Source organism: Belnapia mucosa (assembly GCF_016775475.1).
Taxonomy (GTDB): domain Bacteria; phylum Pseudomonadota; class Alphaproteobacteria; order Acetobacterales; family Acetobacteraceae; genus Belnapia; species Belnapia mucosa.
The window spans coordinates 1-24017 of the sequence record NZ_JAEUXJ010000006.1 but is presented as its reverse complement, the minus strand read 5'-3'; the positions used below and the strand labels follow the sequence as shown (position 1 = coordinate 24017).

Genomic DNA, 24017 nt, shown 5'->3' with positions numbered 1-24017 from the left:
GTCACGAAGGAACGCCTGAGCCATGCCTGCCGAATCCGCGCCCGCCGCGGAGACCGCCCATCTGCTCGTCGTCGATGACGATGCTCGGCTGCGCGCCCTGTTGCAGCGATTCCTCTCGGAACAGGGCTTCCGCGTCAGCATCGCCGCCGATGCCGCCGCCGCCCGTGCCCAGCTGGCCGCCGTCGCCTTCGATCTGCTCGTGCTCGATGTGATGATGCCGGGCGAAAGCGGCCTCGAACTGGTCGAGACGCTGCGGCGCGAGGGCAAGGACGTGCCGGTGCTGATGCTGACCGCGCGCGGCGGGCCGGATGACCGCGTCGCCGGCTTCGAATCGGGCGCCGACGATTATCTCGGCAAGCCCTTCGACCCGCGCGAGCTGGCGCTGCGCATCCGCACCATCCTCCGCCGCGTCGCGCCGGCGCCCCAGCCGCTGACCGCCGCCCCGGTCCAGCTCGGCATGCGCTGGTTCGATGCCGAACGCTCCGAGCTGCGCGGTCCCGATGGCACGGTGCGCCTGACCGGTGGCGAGGCGGCGCTGCTCGACGCCCTCGCCCGCCGCGCCGGGGAGGTGCTGAGCCGCGAGGAGATCGCCACCGCCCTCGGCACGCCGGAGGCCGGGGAGCGCGCGATCGACGTGCAGGTCACCCGCCTGCGCCGCAAGATCGAGCCCGATCCGCGCGAGCCGCGCTTCCTCCACACCGTCCGCCACCGCGGCTACGTGCTGCGGCCGGGGCCTTGATCATGCAAAGGCGAGCACATTACCCCTCCCGGGCGATTCCGCCCGTCCGGGGTTTGCTCTGATGCCAGGTCTCGTCATGGGCGGCCTGCGCCGGCTGCTGCCGCGCTCGCTGATGGCGCGCTCGGTGCTGATCATCCTGGTCCCCATGCTGGTGCTCCAGGCCGTCGCGCTGCAGCTTTTCTATGGCGGGCATCTCGACGTGATCTCGCGCCGGCTGGCCGGCGGCGTCGCCGGCGATGTCGCCTTCGTCGCCGAGTTGATCCGGCGGGAGCCGGTGGAGGACCATCCCTGGATCTTCCGCGAGGCCGCCTGGCGGCTCGATCTCGGCCTCGCCTTCGAGCGGGATGCCATCATCCAGGGCGAGCGCCGGCCGAGCATGTCGATCCTGCCGCTCGAGGAGGATCTGAACAACGCCCTCGGCGAGCGCGTCCGCGCCCGCTTCGACACCGACTGGCAGAGCGACCCGCGCAGCGTCATCATCCGCGTCCAGCTGCCGGAGGGCGTGCTGCATGTCGAGGCGCCGCGGAAGCGCCTCTTCACCACGACGCTCTACCTGTTTGTCATCTGGCTGGTCGGCTCGGCGCTGCTGCTCTCGGGCGTCGCCATCCTGTTCATGAAGAACCAGGTGCGGGCGATCCGCCGCCTCGCCATCGCCTCGGAGGCTTTCGGCCTCGGCCGCGATCTCGGCCCGATCAAGCCGGAGGGGGCGAGCGAGGTCCGCCAGGCCGCCGCCGCCTTCAACCGCATGCGGGAACGCATCAGCCGCTTCGTCGGCCAGCGGACCGAGATGCTGGCCGGCATCAGCCACGACCTGCGCACGCCGCTGACCCGCATGCGGCTCGGCATCACCATGCTGCCGCGCTCCGCCGAGACCGAGGAGGACCTCGCCGCCCTCACCCAGGATATGGAGGAGATGGAGCGGATGATCGCCGCCTATCTCTCCTTCGCCCGCGGCGAGGGCACGGAACAGTCCCGCCCGGCCGACCTCGTGGCGCTGGTGCAGGACGTGGCCGCCAAGGCCCGCCGTGGCGGGGCGGCGGTGGAGGTCGCGGCACCCGGCGCCCTCCCTCTGCCCCTGCGGCCGGATGCGGTGCGGCGCTGCCTCGGCAACCTGATCGACAATGCCCGCCGCCATGCCAGGCGCGTCGCGGTGGCGGTGGAGACGGTGCCGCGCGCCGATACCAGCGGGCCCGGGGGCGAGGGCCAGTCGCTCTGGGCCCAGGTGACGGTGGATGATGATGGGCCGGGCATCCCGGCCGCCGAGCGCGAGGGCGCCTTCCGCCCCTTCGCCAGCGGCAGGCCGGAGGGCACCGGCCTCGGCCTCGCCATCGCCCGCGACATCGTGCGGGCGCATGGCGGCGACATCCTGCTGGAGGAGAGCCCGCTCGGCGGGCTCAGGGCGCGGCTGTTGCTCCCCGTCTAGGCCTCAGAACACCGCCGCGAAGGGCAGCACCTGCACCGGATCGCCGGGCGCCACCGCCACCACCTCCTCCGGCAATTCGGCGAAGGCGTCGCTGCCGGTCAGCGAGGTCAGGAGCCCCGCCCCCTCGCGCGCGAATTTCTCCGCCCTTCCGTCCTGCAGCCGCACGCGCACATATTCCCGCCGTCCGGCCTTCTTGCGGTAGTGGAACCCCGCCTCCACCCGGAAGCGCGGCAGCGGCTCCGGCAGGGCGCCGGCCAGGCGCAGCACCAGCGGCCGGGCGAGGTGCAGGAAGGTGACGAAGGCCGCGACCGGATTGCCCGGCAGCCCGACCACCGGCCGGCCGGCCACCACCCCCATCGCCGCCGGCCGCCCCGGCTTCACCGCCAGCCGCCAGAAGACCAGCCGCCCGCCCGCCTCGATGGCGGCGCGCACATGGTCCTCCTCCCCGGTGGAGACGCCGCCCGAGGTCAGCAGCAGGTCATGCGTCTCCGCCGCCGCCCGCAGCGCCGCCGCCGTCGCCGTCGCATCATCGGGCAGGATGCCGAGATCGCTCGCCACCACCGGCAGCCGGCCGAGCAGGGCCAGCAGGGCGAAGCGGTTGCTGTCATAGGTCTGCGCCCGGCCGAGCGGCGCGCCCGGCGGCGCCAGCTCATCGCCGGTGGAGAAAACCCCGACCCGGACCCGCGGCGCCACCGCCAGCCGGGCATGGCCGAGCGCCGCGGCGAGGCCGATCTCCGGCGCCCGCAGCCGCCGCCCGGCGGGCAGCGCCTCGGCGCCGGCCGGCACGTCCTCGCCGGCTGGGCGGGCATTGGCGCCGGGCTTGAGGCCGGGCGGCACCCAGACCCCACCCGCTTCCTCCGCCGCATCCTCCTGCATCACCACCGTATCGGCGCCGGCCGGCATGGGCGCGCCGGTGAAGATGCGGGCCGCCTGGCCGGGCGGCAGGGTATCCGCCGCCTCCCCGGCCGCGATCCGTGCCGCGATCGGCAGCAGCGCCCGCGCGCCCGGCGGCAGGTCGGCATGGCGGAAGGCATAGCCATCGACGGCGGCATTGAAGAAGGGCGGCAGCGGCAGCCGGGCCGTCAGCGGCGCGGCCAGCACCCGGCCCGCGGCCTCGGCCAGCGCCACCTCGTCCTGCCCTGGCAGCGGCGGAACCCGCTCGGCGATCAGCGCTTCCGCGGCCTCCACCGAGAGCAGCGGTCCGCCGAAGGCGAAGCAGTCATCCGAAAGCTGCGCCACCCCTGCCCCTCACCAGTCCTCGAGCCCGGCCGCATGCCGCAACACCAGATCGGCGATCGTGGCGATTTCGTCCAGGGGGGCCCAGGGTAGCGCCGAGGGCGGCGATACGTCGCTGGCGATGGCGCGGATCGCCGGGTCCTCCGGGTGCAGCCAGGGCTTGCCATTGGCGGCGCGGTGAATCTCGATCTTCGGATGCCGGTCGCGCTTGAACCCTTCGACCACGACGAGATCGACCGGGGAGAGCTGCCCGAGCAACTCCCGCAGCCCCGGCTCCGGCGCGCCCCGCAACTCGGTCATGAGGGCCCAGCGCAGTTCGGAGGCGACCAGGACCTGCCGCGCCCCCGCTTCCCGATGCACCCAGGAATCCTTGCCCGGCGTATCGACATCGAAGCGGTGATGCGCGTGCTTGATGGTGGAGACGGCGACGCCCCGCCGGCCCAGCTCGGGGATGAGCCGGGCCATCAGGGTCGTCTTCCCGGCCCCGCTCCAGCCGGCGAGGCCGATTACCCGCATGGGGGCAGGTTCAGTCCGCGCCGGCGGCCCTGGCGCCCCCGGGCGCCGCGGCCTGCCTTGTCCTGGCCAGTTCCTGCTCCACCCACAGCGCGTGATGCTCCCTGGCCCAATTCACATCCACCTGGCCGCTGCCCATGGCATCGAAGGCGCCGACCATGCCGAGGCTGCCGATATAGATATGCGCCAGCATGGCCGCGACCATCAGCACCGCCAGCACGCCATGGATCATATGCGCGGATTGCTGCCCGGCGATATCGACCACGGTGAAGGGGAATATCAGCACATAGCCCGAGGCGGCAACCAGCGCGCCCCCGAGCACGGTGATCCAGAAGACCAGCTTCTGCCCGGCATTGAAGCGGCCGGATTTCGGATGGCCACGGCCGATGAAGCCGCCGCCGGCGCGGAGCCAGTCGAGGTCGAGCCGGTTCGGGATATTGTCCCGCACCCAGAGCAGCAGCATCACGACGAGGCCGAGGGTGAAGGGGAAGGCCAGGTAGTTATGCGCGATCTTCCCCGCCATGCTGACGGCAGTGAAGCCTTCCGGCCCGATCAGCGGCAGCAGCAGGTGGCGGCCGAAGGTCAGGTTCAGGCCCGAGAGGCCGAGGATGATGAAGCAGCTCGCCACCATCCAATGATTGGCCCGCTCCAGCAGGGTGAAGCGCGGGATGGTCACGCCGGACATCCCCTCCTCCGGCCGGATGCGGCCGCGGATGAGGTAGAACAGCGCCAGGATGCCGAGCATGCCGAGCACGGCGATGCCGCCGATCCAGGCGAGCGTGCGGTTGTGGAAGGCGCGCCAGTCCCGGCCCTCGGGTTGGATCAGATTGGCCGCCTTGGGATCGGGGATGGAGATGCGGCCGGCGATGCGCTCCCCGCGCAGCGCCGCCTGCAATTCCAGCTCCGCCGCATCGGGCTGGCCGCGATCGCCGAGCGGCGCCGGGGCGATGATGGGTGCTGCGGGCCGCGGCGCGACCGCGGGCTGCGGGGCCGCGGGCTGGCCGGTCGGCCGCTGCGGCTCGGTCGTCGCCGGGACTTGGCCGGCGCCCACGCCGCCACGGCCGGCGCCGACTTCCGGCACCGGCGCCTGGACCTCCGGCGCGCCGCCGGCCTGCTGGGCCGCGACCGGCCCGGCGAGAAGGGCGAGGGCGAGGGCCGCCCCGAGGATCACGGGCTTCATGCCGGCACCGTCTCCCGATAGGCGGTTCGCCAGCCCCAGGCGCCGGAGCCGTAGCCGCGCCGCTGCACCCGTTCCTTGTAGATCGCCGCGATCATCTCGCCATCGCCGGCGAGCAGCGCCTTGGTCGAGCACATCTCGGCGCAGAGCGGCAGCTTGCCCTCGGCGATTCGGTTGGCGCCGTACTGGATGTATTCCGCCGGGCTGTTGTCCTGCTGCGGCCCGCCGGCGCAATAGGTGCATTTGTCCATCTTGCCGCGCCCGCCGAAATTGCCGACGCGCGGATATTGCGGCGCGCCGAAGGGGCAGGCGTAGAAGCAGTAGCCGCAGCCGATGCACAGATCCTTGTCGTGCAGCACGATGGCGTCGGCGGTGGTGTAGAAGCAGCTCACCGGGCAGACCGCGGCGCAGGGCGCATCGGTGCAGTGCATGCAGGCCATGGAGATGCTGCGCTCGCCCGGCTTGCCGTCATTGATGGTGACGACGCGGCGCCGGTTGATGCCCCAGGGCACCTCATGCTCGTTCTTGCAGGCGGTGACGCAGGCGTTGCATTCGATGCAACGGTCGCTGTCGCAGAGAAACTTCATCCGCGCCATCTTATGCGCTCCGGATCTGGCAGAGGGTGACCTTGGTTTCCTGCATGAAGGTCACCGGGTCATAGCCATAGGTGGTCACGGTATTGACGCTCTCGCCGAGGACGATCGGGTCGGTGCCGGCGGGGTAGAAGCGCCGCCGGTCCTCGCCCTGGTAGAAGCCGCCGAAATGGAAGGGCATGAAGGCGACGCCCTTGGCGACGCGTTCCGTCACCAGCGCCTTCACCTTCACCCGCGCATTGTTCTCCGGCCCGCTGACCCAGACCCAGGCGCCGTCGCGCACCCCGCGCTCCTGCGCATCGGCCGGGTTCACCTCGACGAACATCTCCTGCTGCAGCTCGGCGAGCCATTTGTTCGACCGTGTCTCCTCGCCGCCGCCCTCATATTCCACGAGGCGCCCCGAGGTCAGCACGATCGGGAAGTCCTTCACCACCGTGGTGCTGCGCGCCTGCACGCTCTGGCCGAGATGCGGCATGCGGAAGCCGCGGCGGTCCGGCAGGGTCGGATACTTGGCGATCAGGTCCGGCCGCACGGTGTAGATCGGTTCGCGATGGACCGGCACCGGGTCGGGCAGGTTCCAGGCCACGGCCCGGGCCTTGGCATTGCCGAAGGGCGAGCAGCCATGTTCCAGCGCCACGCGGATGATGCCGCCCGAGAGGTCGGTGGACCAGGCAGCGCGGTCGATATTGGCGCCGAAATGCCGCTCGAGGCTCGCCTTCTCCTCGCCCGTCAGCTCATCGAACCAGCCGAGCCGCTTGAGCACGGCGACGGTGAATTCCGGATAGCCGTCCTGGATCTCCGATCCCTTGGACCAGCTTCCCTCGGCCAGCAGCGTCTCGCCATTGCGCTCCACGCCGAAGCGGGCGCGGAAGGTGCCGCCACCATCCTTCACATGCAGGTTGGTGTTGTAGAGGATGTGGCTGCCGGGATGCTTGATCTCCGGCGTGCCCCAGCAGGGCCAGGGCAGGCCGTAGGTGTCATGCGCGACCGGCGTGCCCTCGCGCCCACGCAGCGTCACGAGGTCGAACTTGTCCTGGTGTTCCATATGCAGCTTGAGGCGTTCCGGCGACTGGCCGGTATAGCCGATGCTCCAGAGGCCCCTGTTCATCTCGCGCAGGATGCTCTCGGCCGAGACTTTCCCGTCGCGGACCTCGATATCCCTGAACAGCCGGTCCGCGAGGCCGAGCCGCCGGGCCAGCGCATACAGGACGTCGTAGTCGTTGCGGCTCTCGAAGATCGGCTCCACCACCTTCGCGCCCCATTGCAGGGACCGGTTGGAGGCGGTGCGGCTGCCATCCATTTCGAAGCTGGTGCAGATCGGCAGGAGGTAGGTGCCCTCCTTCCGGCCCGAGATCTGGCTGAAGGTGGTCGGATGCGGGTCGGCGACGACCAGCAGTTCCAGCTTCTCCAGCCCCTTGATGGATTCCGGGATGCGCGTGACGGTGTTGCCGCCATGGCCGAAGACCATCATGGCCTTCAGGCTGTGCGGCTGGGCCACATAGGCCTCGCCATCGGCGGCGGTCTTCTCCCGCTCGCCCGGCATCAGCGTCGCGTCGAACCAGCGCGTGGTGGGGATGCCCGGCATCTCCATCAGCGCCTTGCTGCCGAAGCGGCCGAGGAGATACTCGTATTCGACGCCCCAGACGCGGGCCCAATGCCGCCAGGCATTCTCGTCGAGGCCGTAATAGCCCGGCAGCGTCGTCACATCGAGGCCGAGATCGGTCGCGCCCTGCACGTTGGTATGGCCGCGGAAGATATTGGCGCCCGTGCCGGTCGCGCCGACATTGCCGGTGGCCAGCAGCAGCACCGAATAGGCGCGGACATTGGCGGTGCCGACGGTCTTCTGCGTCGCGCCCATGCACCAGATCAGGGTCGAGGGCTTCTGCGTGGCGAACATCTGCGCCACGCGCTTGAGCTGCTCGCCCGGGACGCCGGTGACGCGCTGGACCTCATCCGGGGTCCACTTCGCCACCTCCTTCCGGATCTCCTCCATGCCGTAGACGCGCTGGCGGATGAACTCCTTGTCCTCCCAGCCATTCTGGAAGATGTGCCAGAGCATGCCCCAGATCAGCGGGATGTCGGTGCCCGGCCGCAGCCGCACATATTCGGTCGCATGCGCGGCGGTGCGGGTGAAGCGCGGATCGATGACGATCAGGTTGGCCCGGTTGATCTCCTTGCCCGAAAGGACGTGCTGGAGCGAGACCGGATGCGCCTCCGCCGGGTTGCCGCCCATGACGATCATGGTGCGGGCATTGCGGATGTCGTTGTAGCTGTTGGTCTGCGCGCCATAGCCCCAGGTATTGGCGACGCCGGCGACCGTGGTGCTGTGGCAGATGCGCGCCTGGTGGTCGACGCTGTTGGTGCCCCAGAAGGCCGCGAACTTCCGATACAGGTAGGCGGCCTCGTTGGTGAACTTGGCCGAGCCGAGCCAGAAGACGCTGTCCGGCCCTGCCTTCTCCCGCACCTCGAGCAGCTTGGCGGAAATCTCGTCCAGCGCCTGGTCCCAGCCGATCCGGCGCCATTCGCCGCCGACCAGCTTCAGCGGGTATTTCAGCCGCCGGTCGCCATGCACCAGCTCCCGCACGGAGGCACCCTTGGCGCAATGCGTGCCGCGGTTGATCGGGCTGTCCCAGCTCGGCTCCTGGCCGACCCAGACGCCGTTCTGCACCTCGGCCGTGACGGTGCAGCCGACCGAGCAATGGGTGCAGACATTCTTCACCCGCGTCACGGGCTTGGCGTGGTCCAGCACGCCGGTCGCGGCGCCGCTCGCCTGCGCCCGGCTCGCGCCGAGCGTCCCGAGCGCGGCCAGCCCGGCGCTGCCGAGCCCGGCCTGGCGGAGGAAGCCGCGGCGGTCCATCCCGCCGCCCGAAAGTCCCTGATAGGCGGAGGCCAGCCGGCCCCGCGCCGCGCGTCCGTCGGTGCGCTTGATCAGCATCGCCTGGCCTACTGCTCGTAGCGGTTGGTGCGGTAGAAGGCCTGCACATCCTGGGCATTCGCCTGGTAGCGCGGGGCGAGGCGCCCGGCCTCGTTCTCCTTCTTCGCCTGGGCGGGCGGCACGGAATCGGCCCGCTGCGCTGCAGCGGTCCCGGCGCCCGCCGCGGCGGCGCCGAAGCCGAGGGCGCGCAGGAAGCCGCGCCGTTCGGCCAGGGTCTTGTCACTCATGGCCCGGTCCCCCTCATGCCGGCAGCGCCGCCGCCGCCTGTTCGATCTCGATCGCGGCGCGGCCGAGGCCGCCCACCGCGCGGTAGAAGCGGGCTGCCTCCGCGCCCGCGATATCGGCGAAGCACCGCCCCGCCCAGGGCGCGAGATGCCGGGCGAAGAACCCGTCCGCATCGCCCTTGAAGCGCCCCTCCAGCAGCCCCGCCATCACCTCGCAGCAGAAGCCCAAATGGTCTTCCGGCTCCGCCATGCCGGGGGCGCGGGCGATGCCCGATTCCGCCAGCGCCGCGCGCAGCGCGGCCAGCGGCCGTTCATGCAGGAAGCCGGTCAGGTAGTAGGAGGCATAGGGCAGCACCTCGCCCCGTCCGATGCCGATGAAAAGCGCGAAATGCTCCCGTTCCACCGCCGCCGCATCGGTCCGCGCCGCCGCCTCGGCCAGCGCGCCGAGCGCGGTGCCGAGCGGGGAGGAATCACCCCGGAGCCCGGCCAGCCCGGCCAGCAGCGCCGCATCCGGCGGCGCCAGCAGCAGGCGCCCGAGCAGGGCGAAAAGCCGTGCCCGTTCGGCATCCAGGGTATCCCCCTGTCCTGGCGCTTCCCCAACCGATTCCATCATCGGCACATTACGATGTCATGTCAGTAACGACAAGGTTCTTGCGCAGCCCGGCGGGATACGTCCCGGAGATGAGACACAACCCGTATCTGGTGCCATTTTCGCAAAGTCAAACGGGAATGGCACCGCCATGGCGGCGGCGCGGCGGCGGCGGTTCTGGGGCCAAGTCCGGCGCTGGTTCGGCGGCCGGTTCCGGTCGCGGATCCGGCATGGGCTGTGGCAGCGCCGCCACGACCAATTCCTCCGCTGCGGGCACGGCCTCCGGCGCTTCGGGTTCGGCGACGATGCGCTCCACCGCCCCCACCGCCTGCTCGATCAGCTTCGTCACATCGCCGGCGAGCGAGGCGGCGAAGCCTGGCACGCCATCGGGCGCGTTGTAGTCCCAGGCATAATCGGCCGGGCCGATGAAGTCGCGGATGGCAGGGTCGAGCGTCCAGGCCCGCCGCAGCGCCGCCTGACGCAGCGCCGCCGGCACCTCGGCGCGGAGGAAGGCGGTGAAGTCGCTGGCTTCGGTCAGGCTCTCGACCGGCGGCAGGCTGGCCGGGTCGAAGGGCTCGGGGGAAGCGGCCTGCTCGACCGGCGCCGGCAGCTCCGGCTCGGCCTGCTGCACCGCCTCCCGCTTGCGCCGCGACCAGCGGCTGAGGAACCCCTCCCCGCTCATTCGCGCCGCCGCTTGAAATGCTGCCGCTCGACATGGTGGGCGGCGATGAATGCCTCGACCGCCGGGCGCAGCCATTCGGGCAGCGGCAGCCGCTCCAGCAGGTCGGCGCCGCTATCGGCATAGAGCTGCGCCTCGCCGGAATCGACCGTCACCGCATGCAGGGCAAATCCCGGCGCCGCCTCCACCGGCCGCAGCACCACCCAGATCGCCGGCTCGGGCGCCGAGAGGTTGTCGCGGTAATTCGGCGTATCGGTCGGGACCAGCACCACCTCTGCCCTTCCGGCGAGGAAGAGCGTCCGCCCCTCCGCCTCGCGCAGCACGGTCCAGTCGGGCAGGTTGGGCGCTTCGGCCAGCACCTCGACCGCGCGCCAGGACCAGTCGGCCCAAGGCGTGGCGCCCGGTCGCCGCTCGGCCAGCACGGCGACCGGCAGGCGCAGTGTGCCCGGCACTTCCAGCCGCATCACGCCCCCTCCCCGGCCGCCAGCAAGGGCAGCCCCACCGCCAGGTTCTGCGGCTTCAGCCGCACCCGCTGCGCCGCATCCATGGCCAGCGCCAGATAGACCGGCCGTCCCGCCGCCCGCGGCAACACCCGTGCCGTATCGGCGAAGTCCAGCCGCCCGAGCCAGAGGATGCGCGCCAGCCGCGCCTGCCCGACCGCCTCCCCCTGCCAGAGCGCATTGGCGATCGCCGTCGCCTCGGCGTCGAGACCGACATGCCAGGTCCAGGCCGCATCCTCAATCACCGGCACCGGGGCGATCGCCACCGTCTCGCCGATGACATGGCCGATGAAGCGCTCCAGCGCCCGCGCCAGCCCGTGCTGCCCGCGCCGCCCCTCGGCGATGTCGAGGGCGAGGTCATGCGCATCCGACCGCGCCGCATAGCCCGGGCCGTTCGCCTCCGACAGCACCTCCAGCTCCACCTCGCGCGGCGGGGCGCCGGCTTCCTCCAGCAGCCGCCCGAGCGGGCCGAAGCCGCCATCCGCGGCGCGGGCCTGCAGCACCTCCTCATCCGCCAGCAGGGTCGCGCCCTGGTGGATCGCGGCGCGCTGCGGGCGAAACAGGCATTCGGCGGCGCGCAGCACGAAGGGATCGCCCTCCCCCTCCAAAGCCGCACGCGCCACCAGATGCGTCAGCATCTGGAGAAACAGCGGCGGGATGCCGGCGACATCGCCGCGATAGAGCGCCAGCCAGGCCGCCTCCAGCGTCGGGGCCGCCGCCACCCGGTCGCGGAAGCCGAGGAAGACCCCCCAATTCTCCCGCGCATCGGGGTCTTCCAGCGCCGCGATCTCGGCCGGCGCCACGGCGCGCAGCGGCTCCGCCAGCAGCCCGGCATGCAGCGCGCGCTCGGCATCGCAGGCCTCTTCCGGCGGCAGCAGCTCCGGCCGCGCCAGGAAGGCGCGCCAGAGATCGGGCGTCGCCACCAGCCGCCCCGCCGCATCACGGTCGCAGAGCAGATGGCCGGAGGAGAGCCAGAATTCGCTGGGCGGGATCATGGCAGCGGCCGCGTCAGGTCGGGAAGCACCGGCGCCTCCTCCTCGGCTTCGGCGATGGCGAAGACCGGCGCCGGCGGGCGCCAGTGGAGGGTGCGGAAACGCTCCCGCACCGCGCCATCCTCCAGGCTGCGGCTGAGCGCCAGCACCGTGCCAGGCGGATGGCCGTCGCAGAGCGAGGCGGCGAAGCCGATCTCCTCCTCCGCCGCCGCCCGGGCCGCATCGGCATTCGGCGCGCCGTATTCCGCCAGGATATGGGCGGCGAGCGCGCCGACAGCAGTCTCCCGCCCCGCCACATCCACCTCCGCCACCTCCACCAGCGTCGACCAGCCGAAGCTGCCGAGGCCGAGGAAGCCGGCGCGGAATTCCTGCCGGCGCTTGCCCGCCATCATGGCCGGGTCCTCCTCCCAGAAGGCGAAGCCGCCCGGCACCGCCCATTCCCCGGGCGCCGCGGCGCGGCTGAAGACGACGGCATCCGAGGGGTCGAGCCGGATGGTGCGCGGCAACAGGATCATGCCAGCGGCACCGTCTCGCGCCGGCCCTCGCGCTCCAGCACCAGCGCGCCCGTCGCCGGGTCGATGCCGCGCCGGAGGCCGGGGATGCCGCGATGATCCTCAAGCCGCGCCAGCGCATCCGCCAGCAGCCGCCGCGGCCCCTCGGCGCCCCAGAGATCGAGCCCCGCCATCAGATGGCGCGCCCAGGCTTCGGTGAGCGCTTCGGCGGTGACATCGGCGAACCCTTCCTCCTCCAGGCAGGTGCGGCCCGGATCATGCCCCGGCTCGGTGCCGGGCGGGAAGCTGAGCGCCAGCTCGAACCCCACCGCCAGCCAATCCGGCACCGCGTCCTCGGCAGCATCGGGCGGCGCGGCCAAGCGCAGCCCGCCGCAATCCCCGCCATTCACCAGCAGCCGCGCCGGCCAGCGCAAGGTCACCGCCGCCTCGGGCGGACCTAGAGCGCCCAGCGCATCCGCCAGCGCATTGGCTGCCGCCAGCAGGGCCAGCCGCGCCTCGACCAGCGGCAGCTCCGGCTCCAGCACCAGCGCCGCCTCGGCCCGCGCAGCGGAGCCGACCCAGGCCAGCAGCCCCGCGCCTCGCTGCGGGGCGAGGGCCACAGCGCGCGCCAGGGCATCGGCGCCCTCACGCAGCATCACCGGTTCGAAGACCGTCGGCAGTTCCATCCTTCCCGCTCGCAACTCCGCGAGCCCAGCCCTATAGGTGGCCGCATCGAGGATCGCCAGCGGGAAGCACGGGATTCAATGGTCGAGAGGATCGCCCTCGTCTGCAGTTGCGAGGACAGCATGGCATTGGACGGGCGCGCGATCGCCCGCAGCTGCGGCGCCGAGCTCCGCACCGCCGAGCAGCTCTGCCGCAGTCAGCTCGACCGCTTCCTGGCGGCGCTCGGCACCGGCCGGCCACTGACCGTGGGCTGCACCCAGGAAGCGCCGCTCTTCGCCGAGGAAGCCGCCGAGGCCGGCGCCGCCGCCCCCGCCTTCGTCAATCTGCGCGAGGCCGCCGGCTGGTCGCGCGAGGGCGAGGCGGCCGGGCCGAAGATGGCGGCGCTGCTGGCCGCCGCCGCCATCGCCCCGCCGCCGACGCCACTCGTCCCGCTGCGGTCGGAGGGGGTGACGCTGGTGCTCGGCCGCGACGCCGCCGCGCTCGCGGTCGCGGAGCGGCTGGCCGACCGGCTCGACCTGACGGTGCTGCTGACCGGGGAAGAGCCAGTCGCGCCGCTGCGCCGCGCGGAATTCCCGGTGCTGCGTGGCCGCGCCCGCAGCGCGACCGGCTGGCTCGGGCAGTTCGAGGTGGTGGTGGACGGGCATGCCGCACCCTCGCCTGCCTCCCGCGCTGCCTATGCCTGGGGTCCGGGGCGCGACGGCGCGACCAGCCGCTGCGACCTCATCCTCGACCTCACCGGCGGTCCGCCGCTCTTCCACGAAACCCGCAGCGGCTATCTCCGCGCCGCGCCGGGCGATGGCGCCGCGATCGAGCGGCTGGTCGCCGAGGCGGGCGGGCTGGTCGGCGAATTCGACAAGCCGCGCTTCGTCGCCTTCGATGCCGGGCTCTGCGCCCATGCGCGCAACCGCCGCACCGGCTGCACCCGCTGCCTCGATCTCTGCCCGACCGGCGCGATCACGCCGGGAAAGGAGAGCGTGGCGATCAGCGCCGAGATCTGCGCCGGCTGCGGCGCCTGCGCCGCCGCCTGCCCGACCGGCGCCGTGACCACTGCGCTGCCGCCGCCCGCCACCACCCTCGCCCGGCTGCGCGCCCTGCTGCTGGCCTTCCGCGAGGCCGGCGGCCGCGACCCGATCCTGCTGCTGCATGACGGCCAGCATGGCGAGCCGTTGATCGAGGCCCTGGCCCGGCATGGCGATGGCTTGCCCGCCCGCGTCCTGCCGCTGCTGGTGAATGAGGCGACGGCGATCGACCTCGCCACCCTCGCCGCCGCCTTCGCCTGGGGCGCTGCCGGGGTCCGCCTGCTGCTGCCCGCCCGGCGCCCGCATGGGGCGGAGGCCGCCTTCGCCAATCTCGGCCTGATCGGGACGGTGCTGGAGGGGCTCGGCCTCGGCACCGGCCGCGCCGCGGCGGTCGAGACGGACGACCCCTTCACCTTGGGCGAGGCCCTGGCCCCGGCGCTGGCGCTCCGCACCGGCTGGCAGGCGGCGGCCTTCCTGCCCCTCGGCACGCCGCGCGAGGTCCGTGGCCAAGCCCTGCGCGCCCTGCATGCGGCGGCGGAGCCCGGGGCGCCGAGCCTGCTGCCGATGCCGCCAGGCGCGCCCTTCGGCGCCGCAGTCGTGGCCGCCGAGGGCTGCACCCTCTGCCTCGCCTGCACAATGGTCTGCCCGACCGGCGCGCTCTCGGCCAATCCCGACCGGCCGCAGCTCCGCTTCCTGGAGGAGGCCTGCGTGCAATGCGGCCTCTGCGCCGCCACCTGCCCGGAGCGTGTCATCACGCTGGCCCCGCGGCTGAACCTGGCGCCGGAAGCCGCCCAGCCGCAGGTGGTGAAGGAGGAGGCGCCGGCGCTCTGCACCCGCTGCGCCAAGCCCTTCGGCACGGCGAGCAGCATCGCCCGCGTGAAGTCCCGCCTCCAGGCCAGTGGCCATTGGATGTTCCGCGACCCCACCCGGCTGGCGCTGCTCGAACTCTGCGAGGATTGCCGGGCGGCCGAAGCGACGACGGGCGGGATCGACCCCTATGCCGGCCCGTCCCGGCCCGTGGTCCGCACCACCGAGGACTGGCTGCGCGAGGGCGGGGAGGCCTGAGCTACCAGCCGAGCGTCCCGGGCCCGCCCTTGAAGGGCCCTTCCAGCTCGCCTGTGATCCAGCCGCCATAGAAGCCGCCGGGCTGCGGCACCACCTGCTCGTCATCGACGAAGCAGGCCTCCATCCGCCCGGCATAGACGGCAATGTGGTCGCGGATCGGCGCGAAGCCCGGGGTCGGGGACGGGTAGCTCCAGCCCGCCGCCTCGGCCACCACGCCGCCGGCCGCCAGCGTCCAGTAGCGCGCCGCGCCTTTCCATTCGCAGAAGCTGCCGCCCGGCGCCGGGCGCAGCACGCCGGGGCGGAAGGCCGCGGGCGGCAGGTACCAGCTCGGCGGATGGAAGGTCTCCAGCACCCGCCAGGCCGCGCTGGTCTCGGCGATGGTCTCGCCGCCGAGCCGGATGCGGATGCGCCGGCTGCTCGGCTCCAGCCGGGGCGGACGGGGATAATCGGCGACGCGTTCGGTCATGCCGCTCATCTGGCCCCGCCCCCTTCCCCTGCAACGGCACCGGGGCGATGGTGCGGGCCAAGGAGGACCCCCCATGGCCGAGACCAACCTGCAGATCCTGCTGCGCCGCCGCCCGCAAGGCGCCCCGGTGCCCGAGGATTTCGAGATCGTCGAGACGCCGGTGCCGGAGCCGCAGCCGGGCGAGGTGCTGGTGCGGGCGCAATACCTCTCGCTCGACCCGTACATGCGCGGCCGCATGTCGGATGCGAAAAGCTACTCCGCCCCGGTCGCCCTCGGCGCGGTGATGGCGGGCCAGACGGCCGGCACCGTCATCGCCTCCAAGGCCCCCGGCTTCGCCCCCGGCGATACCGTGCTCGGCGGCTCCGGCTGGCAGCGCTTCTCCTGCGTGCAGCCGGGGTCGCTGTTCAAGATCGCCCCGGATGATGCGCCGCTCTCGGCCAGCCTCGGCGTGCTCGGCATGCCGGGCCTCACCGCCTGGGTCGGGCTCGAGGATATCGGCCGGCCGAAATCCGGCGAGACCATGGTGGTCTCCGCCGCCTCCGGCGCGGTCGGCCAGGTGGTTGGGCAGATCGGCAGGATCCGCGGCTGCAAGGTGATCGGCATCGCCGGCGGGGAGGCCAAATGCCGCTTCGTCACCGAGGTGCTGGGCTTCGACGCCTGCATCGACCATCGCGGCGATGTCGCGGCCGAGCTGGACCGGCTCTGCCCCGAGGGGATCGATGTCTATTGGGAGAATGTCGGCGGCGCGGTGCAGCGCGCGGTCTTCCCCCGGCTGCGCGACTTCGCCCGCATGGTGATGTGCGGCATGATCGCCGAATACAACGACACCACGCCGGCGCCGGGCCCGAACCTGATGTCCGCCGTCCGCAAGCGGCTGCGCATCCAGGGCTTCATCGTCAGCGACACCGGCTGGCCGCGCTACCCGCAATTCCGCCAGGAGATGCTGGGCTGGATGCAGGCCGGCCGCATGACCTGGCGGGAGGATGTGGTGGAAGGCCTGCGCAACGCGCCGACCGCCTTCATCGGCCTGCTGAAGGGCGAGAATTTCGGCAAGCTCGTGGTGAAGATTGACTGAGGATCGGTCCGGGAATGCGCCTGGCGGCGCATTCCCTTGTGGCGGTGCCGGCCCGGAGGCCGATGCCCGCCTCGCCATGGCGCTGGCCGGGCACCGGATCCTTCTCTGCTACGGCCTCCTCGGCGAGGTCATGGCCGGCCTCCGCTTCGACTACATGCGCAGCCAGGCGGAGTGGCTGCGCGGCCTTGGCCTGGCCGTCGAGGTGGTGGCGCTGCCGACCGCCGCGCCGGTCGGCACCAATGCGGCGCGAATCGCCGCCCGCATCGCGGCCGATCCGCGGCCGGTGATCCTGATCGGCCATAGCAAGGGCGGGGTGGAGGCGCTGGCGGCGCTGCTCCGCCCCGAATCCGCCGGGCGCTGCAATGGCTTCGTCGCGCTGCAATCGCCCTTCTACGGCTCCCCCATCGCGGATGCGCTCTGCGGCCTCCGCCCGCTGCACCGGGCGGCGCATCGTGCGCTGCGGGCGCTCCGCCTCGGCAGCGGGCGGGGGCTGCGCGACCTGACCGTGCCGGTGCGGACAGCCTGGATGGCCGAGCAGTCCAGCGCGATCGCGGCGCTGGCGCGGCGCGTGCCGATCGCCGTGCTGGCGACGAGCCTGGAGGGCGCGCCCTGGCGAATCGAGGAAGGGGCCTACCGGCTGCTCGACCGCTGGATGCGCGGCCAGGGCGCCGGATTGGGGGATGGGCTGGTGCCGCTGGCTTCCGTGCGATTACCCGGATTGCCGGTGCGGGTGCTGCCGGGCGGGCACCGGGCGCTGGTGGCGCGGGGGCCGGGGCGGGACCCGATTGGGGTGCTGCGGGATGCGCTCGGGCCGATGGCTGCGGGCATGGACGCCTCGCCTTCGGCGGCGTCTCGTGAAATAGACGCTTTTCGAAACGAAGCCTTGAGATAACATTTCCGAGAGGCTACGACGCCATTCGACGCTTCGGACCGGGGTTACCGCATGCCTTCCTATTCCGCGACCGGCACCTGGAATTCCACGGGTGACGACGACTGGTTCGCCATCCAGTTCATCGCCAACCAGACCTACAGCATCGCCCTGACCAGCGGCGCCAGCTTCGGCTATGTGACGCTCTACTCCCCCGACGGCCAGGAAGAGCTGATCGAATGGGGCGGGAACTCGGTCCTCACCGTCACCGCGCCGGCCACCGGCACCTACTGGCTGTCCGCCCAGTCCTTCAGCGGCACCGGGAACTACCTGCTGACGGCGACGACGATCAGCGACGACTATGCCGACAATTCCTCCACCACCGGCACCCTGCCGATCGGCGGCAGCGCCAGCGGGACCCTGAACACCTCCAGCGACGTGGACTGGTTCACGGTCACGCTCCAGGCCAACCAGACCTATGCCATCGGCTTCGGCGGCGCGGCCAGCAGCATCACCATCGTCGACGCCAATGACGGTGAGCTCGGCTATTACAGCGGGACCGGTCCGAAGACCGTCTGGGTCTCCGTCCCCACCACCGGCACCTATTTCGTCGAGGCTATCGGCACCACCGGGGCCTACACCCTCTCGGCCAGCACCGTGCCGGATGATTATGTCGGGACGCCGGCCACGACCGGCACCCTCGCGGTCGGCGGCACGGCCAGCGGCAGCTGGGGTGGATCCGGGGATTCCGACTGGTTCGCGGTCACCCTCACCGCCGGCCAATCCTATGCGGTGAGTCTCAGCGGCACGGCCGCGAGCGGCGGACATCTCGCGATCTATTCCTCCGCCGGCGAACAGGTGGCGTTTGGCAGTTCCACCCTGGCGGGCTCGCCACTCACCAGCGGCACCTATTACATCGCGGCCGAGAGCGATACCGGCCTCGGCGCCTATAGCCTCAGCTTGGCCAGCTATGCCGATGACCACGGCCAGGATCCTGCCCATGCCGGCACCGCGACCATCGGCGTGCCCTTCTCCGGCACGCATGAGGTCATGGGCGATTCCGACTGGTATGCCGTGTCCCTACAGGCGGACCGGACCTATGTGCTGACCGGCCCCAGCTTCGGCTTCGGCTTCATGAGCCCCGTCCTCGACGCCGCCGGCCAACCGGCCGCCTTCGGCTCCATGTATTCGAGCAGCGGGGTCGTCACCTTCACCATCCGCACCGCCGGCACCTACTACATCGCCAGCAACCCATTGATCGGGGCGGGCAGCTACACCTATACCCTGACCGCACCCAGCGACGATTATGCCGCGACCCCGGCGACCACCGGCCATCTCACGGTCGGCGGCACCGCCACCGGGCAGTATAGCTTCACCGGCGACTATGACTGGTTCTCGGTCACTCTGACGGCGGGCCAGACCTATGTCGTGACCACGACCAACACCGCCGGCGGCGGCACGTCCGGTGGCACCTTCTACGACGCGGCGGGCAATCCCCATTACGGTGCCTTCACCCCGCTGACCTCCGGCACCTATTACGTCCAGCCCTCGGCGGTCGGCGCCTATACCGTCGGCGTCAGCCTCGTCACCGGCGACGACTATGCCGGCAGCCCCGCCACCACCGGCCTCCTGGCCCTCGCCACCTCCGCCGTGCCGAGCGCGGGCGACGACACGCTGGAAGGGACCACGGGGCCCGATACGATCGACGGCCTCGCCGGGAATGACAGCATCACCGGCCTCGAAGGCGCCGATTCGCTCAGCGGCAGCGCCGGCCATGACAGCATCGATGGCGGCCCCGGCAACGACACGCTGAATGGCGGCTCTGGCCGCGACATCCTCCGTGGCGGCGAGGGCAACGACCTGATCGTGGTCGGCACCGTCACCGACGAGAACGACTACGCCTATGGCGATGCCGGCCATGACGAGCTGCAGGGCCATGCGACCGCTGCGCCGAGCGGCTTTTTCGTCTTCCTCGATGGCGGCACCGGCAACGACACCATCCGCGGCTATGGCGTCTTCGAGAATGTCGCCGACTATCGCGGCCGCACCGGCCCGATCACGGTCCTGCTGGGCGATGCCGGCACCGTCAGCCTGACGGGCAACGAGATCGACAGCCTCAATCTCGTCCGCCACATCGCCGGCACCACCGGGGCGGATACCATCATCGGCAGCCTCGCCAATGAATATGTCATGGCCGGCGCCGGCGGGGCGGATTCGCTGAATGGTGGCGGCGGCACTGACCGCCTTGAATACTACGATTTCAGCCCGGCCTCGGGCACCACGGGCGTCACGGTCGACCTCCTGGCCGGCAAGGCCACCGTCGCCGGCGCCGTGCAGAGCCTCGCGGGCTTCGAGGACATCGGCGGCAGCGACTATGACGATACGCTGCTCGGTGATGACGGCGACAATGTCATCCGGCCGGTCGCCGGCAATGACTCGATCGATGGCCGCGGCGGCTTCGACACGGTCCGCTACACCGCGACCTCGGTCGTCGCCTCAGGCTATACCGGCAGCAACCAGGGCGGCTTCAACGTCAACCTGGCGACCGGCATCGCCATCGATTCCTGGGGCTTCACCGACCGGCTGACCTCGATCGAGGGCGTGGTCGGCGTCAACGGCCGGAACGATACCGTCACCGGCGGCACCGGCAACGAGGTCTTCTTCGGCACCACCGGCAATGACAGCTATGCCGGCGGCGGCGGCATCGACCGGCTCGATTATGCCAGCCAGACCAGCGTCGGCACGGTCATGGTCACCCTGACCTCCGCCCAGGGCGGCACGGTGCTCAAATCGGCCGGGGGGACCGACAGCTTCTCGGGCATCGGCATCGTCACGGCGAGCATCAACGCCGACACTCTGCAGGGTTTCTCCGGCGCCACGACGGATATCTTCCTCCGCGGCATGGGCGGCAACGACACCATCAACGGCGCCGGCAACAGCCACAACATCGCCGACTACACCGGGCAAGGCAGCCTGACCGTCAACCTCGTCACCGGCAGCGCCATCTCCACCGGCTATGGCACCGATATGCTGCTGGACGTGCTGGCCATCCGCGGCAGCGCGACCGGCGACACCTTTCTCGGCAACGCAACCGGCTTCTACAGCCTCGACGGCAATGCCGGCACCGACACCGTCAGCTATTCCTCCCTCGCCGCCCATCAGCCGATCAGCGTCCAGCTTGCCACCGGGAATGGCGCGACGGTGACGAAATCGGGCGGCACCGACACCCTGCTGGCCCTCGAAAGCATCATCGGCACCGCAGGCGCCGACAGCTTCCTCGGCAGCGGCAGCGCGACCGCCACCAATCTGGTGCAGATGATCGGCGCCGCCGGCAATGACAGCTTCAACGGCTACGGCAATGGGTGGAATGCCGTCAGCTACCAGCTGGATCCGACGGGGGTCTCGGTCAACCTCGCCACCGGCAGCGCGACCGATGGCTATGGCGGCACCGACAGCCTGACCGCCGTCACCAACCTCTTCGGCTCGGACTACTCCGACACGCTGATCGGCGCGGCGGCGTCCGAGACCTTCAGCCCCGGCCTGGGCAGCGATTCGATCGATGGCGGCGCCGGTTTCGACAGCCTGGATTATGCGCGCTTCAGCAGCGGCGTCGCACTGGTCGCGACCTTCACCGGCAATGCCGCCGGCGCCGTTGCGAAGACGTCCAACGGCATCGCCGCCGGCACCGACCAGTTCACCAATATCGAGCGCATCCGCGCCAGCGGCGGCAACGACACCCTCATCGGTACCACGCTGGCGACCGGCACCACGATCACCCTGGAAGGCGATGCCGGCAATGACAGCATCGACGGCAAGGGCAGCCTCCGCAACCTCGTCAGCTACAGCGGCAGTTCCGCCGCGGTCACCGTCGACCTCCAGGCGGGGACGGCGAGCGATGGCTTCGGCGGTACCGACACACTGCTGAATGTCCTGCGGGTGCAGGGCGGTTCCGGCAATGACGCGATCCGTGGCGCCGCCACCGATGACGTCTTCAGCGCCAGCGCGGGCAACGATATCTTTGACGGCCGCGGCGGTACCGATACGCTCGACTACAGCGCCCAGTCCGCCGCGGTTTCCGTGACCCTCGCCGGCAGTGGCGGCGTGGTCGCGAAGACCGTCGGCGGCATCGCCTATACCGATACCTTCAGCGTGATCGAAATCATCCAGGGCGGCAGCGGCGCCGACAGCCTGAAGGGCGCCGCCGGCGCGACGGCGGATATCTTCCTGCGTGGCATGGGCGGCAACGACACCATCAACGGTGCCGGCAATATCCACAACATCGCCGACTATGCGGGCCAGGGGGGCCTGAACGCCAACCTCGCCACCGGCTCCGTGGTGTCGAGCGGCAATGGCACCGACACGCTGGTGAATGTGGTGGCGATCCGCGGCAGCACCGGCAACGACACTTTCCAGGGGGCCGGCGCCGTCTCCTGGCAGATCGACGGCAATGGCGGCACCGACGTCGTCACCTATGCCGCGACTCCCGGTGTCGCCAGCATCGCCGTCACCTGGACGGGCAATGGGAGCGGCACGGTGGTCAAGACGCTGACCGCCGGCGGCACCGCGACCGACACGTTCACCGGCATCAGCCGGATCGTCGGCACCGCCGGCGCCGACAGCATGGCCGGCGGTGCTGGGGCGGAGGTCTTCTATCCGCTCGGCGGCAATGACACGATCAGCGGCGGGGGAGGCGTCGATCGCCTGTCCTATGGTGCCTATTACGGCCAGCCGGCCGGAACGCAGGGCGTCGATGTCAATCTGACGACCGGGACCGCGACCGATAATTTCGGCAATACCGAAACCATCAGCGGCATCCGCAACGTCGAAGGCTCGCCGGGCAACGACACGCTGACCGGCACCAATATCCTCTCCGGCGCTGCGGGCCTGCCCGGCTATCCGAGCTCCGGCACGCAGTTCTGGGGCAGCACCGGCTCCGATATCATCAACGGCGCGCTGCCGCTCGCTTCGACCTCCATCGACTACACCAATTACAGCGGTCCGCTGACGGTCACCTATTCGGACTGGCAGCATGCCACGGTCGACAAGGGCGCCAACGGCACCGATACGCTGACCTATATCGCCGGCGTTAACGGCACCACCGGCGGCGACCTGTTACGCGGCAGCCCGGTCGCGGCGCCGGCCGGCACCTACAGCCTGACTGTCAATCTGCGCGGCGCTGGCGGCAATGACACGATCGACGGCTTCGGCCTCGGCGCCAATCGCGCCGATTACCAGGGTGCGACCGCGGCGGCCGTCATCGATCTCGGCGCTGGCACGGCGAGCGACGGCCTCGGCGGTACCGACACCCTGATCAATGTCATCCGGGTTCGTGGCTCCAACTTCAACGATACCATCACTGGCAGCAGTGCCAACGATACGATCGAGAGCGCAGTTCTCGGCAGCCACCTGCTGGACGGCGCGAGCGGGACCAATCAATACCGCTACAGCGGCGCCGAGAACGTGCTGATCGACCTCGGCACGACCACCATCGCCGGTGGCGGCTACCAGGGCGCCGCCGTCAAGCAGGGCGGCGCGGTAGACGCGCTGCTTCGCTTCTCTAGCGCTTCGGGCGGCGACGGCAACGACACCATCTATGGCACGCCGGTCAACGATACCCTGATCGGCGTCGGCGGCGATAATTTCCTCGACGGCCGCAGCGGGGTCAACACCGTCGCCTATAACAGCTTTTATGGCGGCCCGCCGACCCATGGCGTGACGATCAACCTCGTGACCGGCATTGCTGCCAACCCCTGGGATGGCACCGATACGCTGGTGAATGTCCATTCGGTTATCGGCACCATCCTCGCCGACAAGATGACCGGCGTCGCCATTGCCGGCGTGCAGACTTTCCTACGCGGCGACAAGGGCAACGACACGATCATCGCCGGCAAAGTGGATACGCTGATCACCGCCAGCTACAGCAACAGCAGCGCCGGCGTCATGGTCGATCTCCATGGCGGCCAGGCCATTGATGACGGGCTTGGCGGCCACGACACGCTGGTAAACATCCAGGCTGTGCTCGGCTCCGGCTTCAACGACATGCTGCAGGGCGGCGACCATGCGGACCTGCTTTCGGGCGGGGCCGGCAACGACCAGCTCTATGGCGGCGCCGGGCGGGATACGCTGGATGGCGGCGCGGGCAACGACTATCTCGAAGGCGATGGCGGCGGCGATTCCCTCATCGGCGGGACCGGCGCGGATGTGTTCAACCTCCAACCACTGAACCTCGCCAGCGCGCCCGACTGGTCCGTGCTCTCGGGCATGGACACCATCGCCGATTTCAGCAGCGCCGAGGGCGACAAGCTAACGCTCGGTGACGGCGACGGGACCTTCAACCCGTATGGGATTGGCCTCGGCCTAGTTTGGCAGGGCAGCACCGCCGCGCAGACCAGCCTGACGGCGGGCCTCTCCCTGCCGGGCGCGGGCACCCTGCCGCTCACCTATTCGGCCTACTGGGTGCCGGATGCGGTCGCCGGCGGCTGGCTCGTCGTCGATGTGAACCGGGACGGCGTGCTGGATGGCGGGGATCTGGCAGTCCGCTTGAATGCTGCCGAGCCGCTGACGATCGGAACCGGGGATTTCTCGGCCGGCACCTTTACGACCGTGAATTCGGTCCCGGGCACCGCGACGGCCGAGGCACTCACCGGCACCGCCGGGAGCGACTCGCTCAGCGGCCTCGCCGGCGACGACACGCTGTCTGGCAATGCCGGCAAGGATACGCTGGACGGCGGCACCGGCGCCGACAGCAT

The 24017-nt window shown here is 71.0% G+C and carries 19 protein-coding genes; 6 read left to right on the top strand and 13 right to left on the bottom strand.

The genetic code is table 11. From position 1 onward, the window contains the following. Nucleotides 1-22 precede the first annotated feature (22 nt). The gene (locus JMJ55_RS15450; protein ID WP_202826475.1) at nucleotides 23-739 is read left to right on the top strand and encodes a response regulator; all 717 of its coding nucleotides are present in this window, start codon (nucleotides 23-25) and stop codon (nucleotides 737-739) included. A 61-nt stretch (nucleotides 740-800) separates the two neighbouring features. Continuing rightward, nucleotides 801-2162: an ATP-binding protein gene (locus JMJ55_RS15445; protein ID WP_202826474.1), complete on the top strand. Its 1362-nt coding sequence runs from the start codon at nucleotides 801-803 to the stop codon at nucleotides 2160-2162. 3 nt (nucleotides 2163-2165) lie between these two features. Here JMJ55_RS15445 and JMJ55_RS15440 read toward each other — a convergent pair whose 3' ends face one another. From JMJ55_RS15440 to JMJ55_RS15385, 12 genes are all read right to left on the bottom strand, one after another. After that, complete coding sequence (locus JMJ55_RS15440) at nucleotides 2166-3401, bottom strand: molybdopterin molybdotransferase MoeA (RefSeq protein WP_202826473.1); 1236 nt, start codon at nucleotides 3399-3401, stop codon at nucleotides 2166-2168. A 9-nt stretch (nucleotides 3402-3410) separates the two neighbouring features. Next, complete coding sequence (mobB, locus tag JMJ55_RS15435; protein WP_202826472.1) at nucleotides 3411-3914, bottom strand: molybdopterin-guanine dinucleotide biosynthesis protein B; 504 nt, start codon at nucleotides 3912-3914, stop codon at nucleotides 3411-3413. Nucleotides 3915-3924: 10 nt separating this feature from the next. Then, the gene (locus JMJ55_RS15430) at nucleotides 3925-5091 is read right to left on the bottom strand and encodes a formate dehydrogenase subunit gamma (protein ID WP_202826471.1); all 1167 of its coding nucleotides are present in this window, start codon (nucleotides 5089-5091) and stop codon (nucleotides 3925-3927) included. After that, nucleotides 5088-5684: a formate dehydrogenase FDH3 subunit beta gene (fdh3B, locus tag JMJ55_RS15425; protein ID WP_202826470.1), complete on the bottom strand. Its 597-nt coding sequence runs from the start codon at nucleotides 5682-5684 to the stop codon at nucleotides 5088-5090. Before fdh3B ends, JMJ55_RS15430 begins: the two co-directional genes overlap by 4 nt. Before the next feature lies 1 nt (nucleotide 5685). Next, nucleotides 5686-8616, bottom strand: a complete 2931-nt coding sequence (locus tag JMJ55_RS15420; protein ID WP_202826469.1) for a formate dehydrogenase subunit alpha — start codon at nucleotides 8614-8616, stop codon at nucleotides 5686-5688. 8 nt (nucleotides 8617-8624) lie between these two features. Next, nucleotides 8625-8843, bottom strand: coding sequence for a twin-arginine translocation signal domain-containing protein (locus JMJ55_RS15415; protein WP_202826468.1), 219 nt, complete (start codon nucleotides 8841-8843; stop codon nucleotides 8625-8627). 13 nt (nucleotides 8844-8856) lie between these two features. Next, nucleotides 8857-9453: a TorD/DmsD family molecular chaperone gene (locus JMJ55_RS15410; protein ID WP_236033758.1), complete on the bottom strand. Its 597-nt coding sequence runs from the start codon at nucleotides 9451-9453 to the stop codon at nucleotides 8857-8859. A 106-nt stretch (nucleotides 9454-9559) separates the two neighbouring features. Then, nucleotides 9560-10111 (bottom strand): DUF3306 domain-containing protein, encoded by a 552-nt coding sequence (locus JMJ55_RS15405; protein WP_202826467.1) that lies wholly within the window; start codon nucleotides 10109-10111, stop codon nucleotides 9560-9562. After that, nucleotides 10108-10572: a DUF3305 domain-containing protein gene (locus JMJ55_RS15400; protein WP_202826729.1), complete on the bottom strand. Its 465-nt coding sequence runs from the start codon at nucleotides 10570-10572 to the stop codon at nucleotides 10108-10110. Before JMJ55_RS15400 ends, JMJ55_RS15405 begins: the two co-directional genes overlap by 4 nt. Continuing rightward, nucleotides 10572-11603 (bottom strand): DUF6352 family protein, encoded by a 1032-nt coding sequence (locus tag JMJ55_RS15395; RefSeq protein ID WP_202826466.1) that lies wholly within the window; start codon nucleotides 11601-11603, stop codon nucleotides 10572-10574. The genes JMJ55_RS15400 and JMJ55_RS15395 overlap by 1 nt, the downstream gene beginning before the upstream one ends. Continuing rightward, the gene (locus tag JMJ55_RS15390) at nucleotides 11600-12115 is read right to left on the bottom strand and encodes a DUF6505 family protein (protein ID WP_202826465.1); all 516 of its coding nucleotides are present in this window, start codon (nucleotides 12113-12115) and stop codon (nucleotides 11600-11602) included. The genes JMJ55_RS15395 and JMJ55_RS15390 overlap by 4 nt, the downstream gene beginning before the upstream one ends. After that, nucleotides 12112-12777, bottom strand: a complete 666-nt coding sequence (locus JMJ55_RS15385) for a biotin/lipoate--protein ligase family protein (RefSeq protein WP_202826464.1) — start codon at nucleotides 12775-12777, stop codon at nucleotides 12112-12114. The genes JMJ55_RS15390 and JMJ55_RS15385 overlap by 4 nt, the downstream gene beginning before the upstream one ends. Nucleotides 12778-12855: 78 nt before the next feature. On the opposite strand from JMJ55_RS15385, the gene JMJ55_RS15380 reads away from it, so the two are divergent. After that, entirely contained in the window at nucleotides 12856-14859 is a 2004-nt protein-coding gene (locus JMJ55_RS15380; RefSeq protein WP_202826463.1) for a 4Fe-4S binding protein, read from the top strand. Nucleotide 14860: 1 nt separating this feature from the next. On the opposite strand, the gene JMJ55_RS15375 is transcribed toward JMJ55_RS15380, so the two are convergent. Continuing rightward, entirely contained in the window at nucleotides 14861-15334 is a 474-nt protein-coding gene (locus tag JMJ55_RS15375; RefSeq protein WP_236033757.1) for a DUF427 domain-containing protein, read from the bottom strand. A 64-nt stretch (nucleotides 15335-15398) separates the two neighbouring features. Here JMJ55_RS15375 and JMJ55_RS15370 point away from each other — a divergent pair, with 64 nt between their 5' ends. The 3 genes from JMJ55_RS15370 to JMJ55_RS15360 all read left to right on the top strand — a co-directional run. After that, nucleotides 15399-16400 carry an NADP-dependent oxidoreductase gene (locus JMJ55_RS15370; protein WP_202826462.1) on the top strand — a complete coding sequence of 334 codons (1002 nt, stop codon included), beginning with the start codon at nucleotides 15399-15401 and terminating at the stop codon, nucleotides 16398-16400. Further along, nucleotides 16393-17292, top strand: a complete 900-nt coding sequence (locus JMJ55_RS15365; protein WP_202826461.1) for a hypothetical protein — start codon at nucleotides 16393-16395, stop codon at nucleotides 17290-17292. The genes JMJ55_RS15370 and JMJ55_RS15365 overlap by 8 nt, the downstream gene beginning before the upstream one ends. Before the next feature lie 51 nt (nucleotides 17293-17343). Further along, the coding region (locus JMJ55_RS15360) for a hypothetical protein (protein WP_456237077.1) at nucleotides 17344-24017 on the top strand (6674 nt) is incomplete at its 3' end.

Bases quoted from the DNA above. Each gene is read 5' to 3' on its own strand.
- JMJ55_RS15380 (WP_202826463.1), top strand. From the start codon at position 12,856: ATGGTCGAGAGGATCGCCCTCGTCTGCAGTTGCGAGGACAGCATGGCA.
- fdh3B (WP_202826470.1), bottom strand. From the start codon at position 5,684: ATGGCGCGGATGAAGTTTCTCTGCGACAGCGACCGTTGCATCGAATGC.
- JMJ55_RS15450 (WP_202826475.1), top strand. From the start codon at position 23: ATGCCTGCCGAATCCGCGCCCGCCGCGGAGACCGCCCATCTGCTCGTC.
- JMJ55_RS15385 (WP_202826464.1), bottom strand. From the start codon at position 12,777: ATGGAACTGCCGACGGTCTTCGAACCGGTGATGCTGCGTGAGGGCGCC.
- JMJ55_RS15395 (WP_202826466.1), bottom strand. From the start codon at position 11,603: ATGATCCCGCCCAGCGAATTCTGGCTCTCCTCCGGCCATCTGCTCTGC.
- JMJ55_RS15430 (WP_202826471.1), bottom strand. From the start codon at position 5,091: ATGAAGCCCGTGATCCTCGGGGCGGCCCTCGCCCTCGCCCTTCTCGCC.
- JMJ55_RS15375 (WP_236033757.1), bottom strand. From the start codon at position 15,334: ATGAGCGGCATGACCGAACGCGTCGCCGATTATCCCCGTCCGCCCCGG.
- JMJ55_RS15410 (WP_236033758.1), bottom strand. From the start codon at position 9,453: ATGATGGAATCGGTTGGGGAAGCGCCAGGACAGGGGGATACCCTGGAT.
- JMJ55_RS15415 (WP_202826468.1), bottom strand. From the start codon at position 8,843: ATGAGTGACAAGACCCTGGCCGAACGGCGCGGCTTCCTGCGCGCCCTC.
- JMJ55_RS15390 (WP_202826465.1), bottom strand. From the start codon at position 12,115: ATGATCCTGTTGCCGCGCACCATCCGGCTCGACCCCTCGGATGCCGTC.
- JMJ55_RS15370 (WP_202826462.1), top strand. From the start codon at position 15,399: ATGGCCGAGACCAACCTGCAGATCCTGCTGCGCCGCCGCCCGCAAGGC.
- mobB (WP_202826472.1), bottom strand. From the start codon at position 3,914: ATGCGGGTAATCGGCCTCGCCGGCTGGAGCGGGGCCGGGAAGACGACC.
- JMJ55_RS15400 (WP_202826729.1), bottom strand. From the start codon at position 10,572: ATGCGGCTGGAAGTGCCGGGCACACTGCGCCTGCCGGTCGCCGTGCTG.
- JMJ55_RS15445 (WP_202826474.1), top strand. From the start codon at position 801: ATGCCAGGTCTCGTCATGGGCGGCCTGCGCCGGCTGCTGCCGCGCTCG.
- JMJ55_RS15405 (WP_202826467.1), bottom strand. From the start codon at position 10,111: ATGAGCGGGGAGGGGTTCCTCAGCCGCTGGTCGCGGCGCAAGCGGGAG.
- JMJ55_RS15420 (WP_202826469.1), bottom strand. From the start codon at position 8,616: ATGCTGATCAAGCGCACCGACGGACGCGCGGCGCGGGGCCGGCTGGCC.